Source organism: Fischerella thermalis PCC 7521, assembly GCF_000317225.1.
GTDB lineage: Bacteria > Cyanobacteriota > Cyanobacteriia > Cyanobacteriales > Nostocaceae > Fischerella > Fischerella thermalis.
Window position 1 is genome coordinate 1 of the sequence record NZ_AJLL01000094.1, and the last position, 4787, is coordinate 4787.

Consider the following 4787-nt stretch of genomic DNA (forward strand, 5'->3'; position numbering starts at 1 on the left):
AAAGTCTATCTGGGGGTTGGGCTGTTGAAAGTGTAAGCTAGGGGGTATTTGTTTATTTTTAAGGGCTTGGACAGTTTTAATTAAACCAGTTACACCAGCAGCTGTATTCAAATGTCCCACATTGGTTTTAACCGAACCAATAGCACAGAAGCCTTTTTTGTCACTACTGCGACGAAAAGCCTGTGTGAGAGCTGCAATTTCAATCGGATCTCCTAAAGGAGTTCCAGTTCCATGAGTTTCAATATAGGTGATGGTCTCGGGTTCCACTCCAGCTAAAGCAAGTGCTTCCAAAATTACTTCTCTTTGACCATCTACACTGGGGGCTGTGTAACCAACCTTTAAGGAACCATCGTTATTGATAGCTGAACCTTTGATCACTGCATGAATATAGTCACGATCAGCAAGGGCATCTGCTAATCGCTTCAATACTACAATGCCCAAACCATCACCAAAAACAGTTCCCTGAGCATTAGCATCAAAAGCTCGACAGTGACCATCGGGAGAATTAATTCCTCCTTCTTGATAGAGATAGCCAGCTTTTTGCGGTATTTGTATCGAAACACCACCAGCTAAGGCGATATCACTTTCGCCATTCAGCAAACTCTGGCACGCTAAGTGGACTGCAACCAATGATGTGGAACAAGTAGTTTGAACATTAACGCTGGGTCCAGTGAGGTTTAACTTATAAGAAGTTTGGGTTGGTAAGTGGTCTTTATCATTACCAATAAAAGTTTGGAAATCATCTACTAACTGTGTTAAGTCTCGGTTGGGGTAGAGGTTCGTAAAAAAGTAACTACTGAAAGCAACACCAGCATAAAGACCGATGCGACCAGTGTAAGTTTCCGAGTTGTAGCCAGCATTCTCTAAAGCTTCCCAGGCAGATTCTAAAAACAGGCGGTGTTGTGGGTCTGTGATTTCGGCTTCTCTAGGAGTAAACCCAAAGAATGAAGCGTCAAATAAGTCTACATCTTCCAGTACACTGCCTGCTTTGACATAATTGGGGTCACGTAGCACAGCTGAGTCTATCCCCGCAGATACCAGTTCCTCATCTGTGAAACAGGTAATCGATTCTACACCATCTCGGAGATTTTGCCAAAATTTATCAACATTGTTCGCCCCAGGAAAACGACCTACCATGCCAATGATGGCTATTTCATCGTTATCATCGAAGCTATTAAATTCATTGAAATTATTCATAGCAAAAAATCCCAACCGATTCTCATTCACAGCAACTACGCTACGTTCTCAGCAGTTTCTAAAGAATTTGACATTGATAACTCTGAAGCAATCTGAATCTGATCATTTAAAACTGCGTCAATATCATCTTGAGTAGTAAGTGGATTGGCAAGCACTGCACGCAGTGCAGTAATAGAAAATTTTTCTCCAAGGCAGGTAATTGTTTTCGTTGTCCGTGAAATAAAAGTACGACCAGCTTGGCGCTGCATTTTCTGAAGGCGTTGATTAAATTGATTAATTTGTTGATTGTCCGCTTCCGTCAATTGATTTTTGGCAACAAGTCCTCTAAATGGCTCCGGAATGTAACGATAAATAAGGAGATTCATCTCTGGTTCTGCCAGTAACTCAAACTCAGGCATGGCACAGATACGCGCAGCCATATACTGTGTCTTGCGGATTCCTTCATCAATCAAAAATTCATATCCCTTCAGCCCAATCAGATTTAGTCCAGCATGTAAAAATAATGCCATACCAGGTCGAGAGCCTTCCAAAGCGCGTTTCCCTAAATCGAAAGAACCCTTACGCATGGTGTAACTAGCACTCTTTTCAATCGATGCAGCCAGCTGTGGTTCGCGCAGAAAGAGCATACCAATCCCCATTGGCAGATACAGTTGTTTGTGTCCATCAATGGTTACGGAATCAGACCGTTCAATACCAGCAAGTTTGTGTCGATGTTGTTCAGAAAAAATGAGTGGTCCACCCCAAGCCGCATCTACATGAAAATGAACATTGGCTGCTTGGGCAATATCCGCGATCGCTACAAGTGGATCAACATTACCAGAATCCGTAGTCCCAGCAACACCCACGATCGCAATAATATGCAAATTCTGAGCGCGACAGTCTGCAACAGCTTGACGCAATGCTTGTAAGTCAACCTCATTATTGCAATTAGTGGGGACTTTAATCAAGCCATGCATACCAATGCCTAATAAATCTGCTGCTTTATCAAAAGAATAATGCATCAAATCAGAACCTATTACTACTGCTCCCTTGTAGCCGTAGTAATCTAAAGCCGCAGCTAAACCTTCCTTTTCTACACCAGCAAAACCATCTTTTGGACCCAAAGAAGCATTACGGGCACACCACAGCGCGATGATATTTGCTGCTGTACCTCCAGAAACCAAAATACCCAATGTACTCTGGCTATTTTGAATGTGCTGAGTATAGAAATCATCAGAAAAATTATAAATTAGCCGATGCATCATCGCCAAAGCCTGACGTTCGTAAGGACTTAAGACTTTAGCAGTTTCCATTTTGACGACATTTTGGTTCATTGCTGTCATCAACTTTGCCAATGGTCGCACAAAATAGGGAAGAGCAGAGGTCATATGACCAATAAATCGTGGCGAAGATGTGCGTATAGAATGAGCAACAACATTATTAGCTAAATATTCAACATAGCTATCAAAATTATAAGGTTCAACAGGCACCTTACTATCAGTAAACTTAGACACTAACGCATTCAAATCAACATCAGTATTAGTATTGATCTCACCTAAAAAATCATTAACTAAAGTATTAACTTGCAGATCCATCTCACTTTCTACAGATACCGAGTGACTTGATGGCGTAAATAACTGCGTAACTTTTTCGGCAATCGTATACTGCAATGTTTGTTCAGTTTCAGCTATGTAATTTTGCTTTGTCATTTCTTGTTGACGCTTACTTAATGTCATTTGATACTCCAAAATAATTGTTGAGTAACCCTATTAAAACTAGCCCCTTTGTGTTAGATAAAAATCCCAAAAATTTTGCCCAATTAAAAGCTTTTTACCTTCGTGTCTTTGTGTCTTTGTGGTTAATAAAATGATTTTTTCACCACCAAGACACTAAGACACCAAGAAAAATAGATTACTTTTACTTACACCACCAAAGTCTACTCTATTAAGATTTACGCACCCTCTCAAATCCTTGGCGTCCTAGCTTACGGAAGCCGCTATCGCGTCTAAGGCGTTTTGGCGGTTTGTTAAATTAAGCTTGTTAGGAGACTGAACTCATGTTGTTTTTCTATAATTTTGTCTGACTTCTCTACGACGCTTAATTGAAGCTGTTCTAACTTCAGTACGGTAAGAATCTTTGGTCAAAGCTGCTGGTTTATTTTGCTCTTGACTTAAATATTTAGCTAAGGAGCTAATAGTTGGATATTGAAACATTTCTACCAAGGATAAATCTTGCGGCAATATTTTTTGCAACTTACTATGAACCTGAACCAAGAGTAATGATTGACCACCGAGTTCAAAGAAGTTGTCATAAATACCTACTTCTTTCACATGCAGTACTTCTTGCCAAATATTAGCAATGGTTTGCTCTAGATCATTTTGGGGTGGTTGATAAGTCGTTTCCAACTCCGGACGTGTTTGGTCAGGTGCTGGCAGCGCCTTCCTATCTACCTTACCGTTAGGTGTCAATGGTAGTGCCTCTAGCGTCACAAAAGCGGTTGGAACCATATAGTTCGGCAACTTCGACTTCAAAAAGTGTCGCAGTTCAGGAATTGTCAGTGTCTGGTTTGGCTGTGGGAGTACATAGGCGACTAAACGTTGAGAAGCAGGTTCATCCTCCCGGATCAAAGCTATACTGGTTTCAACTCCTGGATATTGGTTTAATAAAGCTTCAATTTCTCCCAGTTCAATGCGAAAACCACGGAGTTTGACTTGATTATCAATCCGCCCTAAAAACTCTATGCTGGAGTCAGATCGCAAGCGAACTAGATCACCTGTCTTGTAAAGACGTCCTCCCGCCTCTTTGTGGAAGGGGTTGGGAATAAATTTCTCGGCTGTGAGTTCTGGTCGGTTGAGATAACCACGAGCTACCCCAGCACCGCCGATATATAATTCTCCTGGAACACCTATAGGAACGAGATGTTGGTGTTGGTCAAGGACATAAAATTGCGTGTTGGCAATCGGGCGACCAATAGAGACAATGCTATCTGTTTGTTCTGTCTTGTTTTCTACAATTTGCACAGCCGACCAAATAGTGGTTTCTGTGGGACCGTATAAGTTCCACACTTGCTTGCTACGTTCAAGTAACTGATTGGCAACAGAGCGATTGAGTGTTTCTCCTCCACAAAGAATCTTCAATTGTTTACTACCTTGCCACCCAGCCCCCAGCAGTAACCGCCAAGTGGCTGGTGTGGCTTGCATGACATTTGCTTGATGCAAATCTAGTTGTTTTGACAATTGAATGCCATCGCTAGCAATTTCACGGCTAACTATAATCAAACGAGCGCCGACAATCAGTGGTAGATATAGTTCCAATGCCGCAATGTCAAAAGATAGGGTAGTGACAGATAAGAGGATATCGTCTTGAGTCAGTCCCGGAGTTTGGCGCATTGTACTTAAGAAATTAACCACAGCGCTGTGGGGGATTTGTACTCCTTTTGGTCGACCTGTGGAACCGGAAGTATAAATTACATAGGCTAAGTTTTCAGTGCTGGCTTTATTTATAGGATTATCTATACTCTGTTTGTTAATTTTCTCCCAGTCGGCATCTAGGCATACTACTTTAGCTCGATGTTCTGGCAGTTGCGCTGCTAACTCAACAGAAGTCAGCAG

General features: G+C 41.7%; 3 protein-coding genes. All 3 read right to left on the reverse strand.

From position 1 onward, the window contains the following. Positions 1 to 1197: type I polyketide synthase (locus tag UYK_RS0119995; protein ID WP_016872033.1), on the reverse strand; the 1197-nt coding region annotated here is incomplete at its 3' end. Between the two features lie 35 nt (positions 1198 to 1232). Continuing rightward, on the reverse strand, positions 1233 to 2912 hold the full coding sequence (gene panP, locus UYK_RS0120000) for a pyridoxal-dependent aspartate 1-decarboxylase PanP (RefSeq protein ID WP_009460364.1): 1680 nt from the start codon (positions 2910 to 2912) through the stop codon (positions 1233 to 1235). Between the two features lie 318 nt (positions 2913 to 3230). Then, positions 3231 to 4787: non-ribosomal peptide synthetase (locus tag UYK_RS24410; RefSeq protein ID WP_016872034.1), on the reverse strand; the 1557-nt coding region annotated here is incomplete at its 5' end.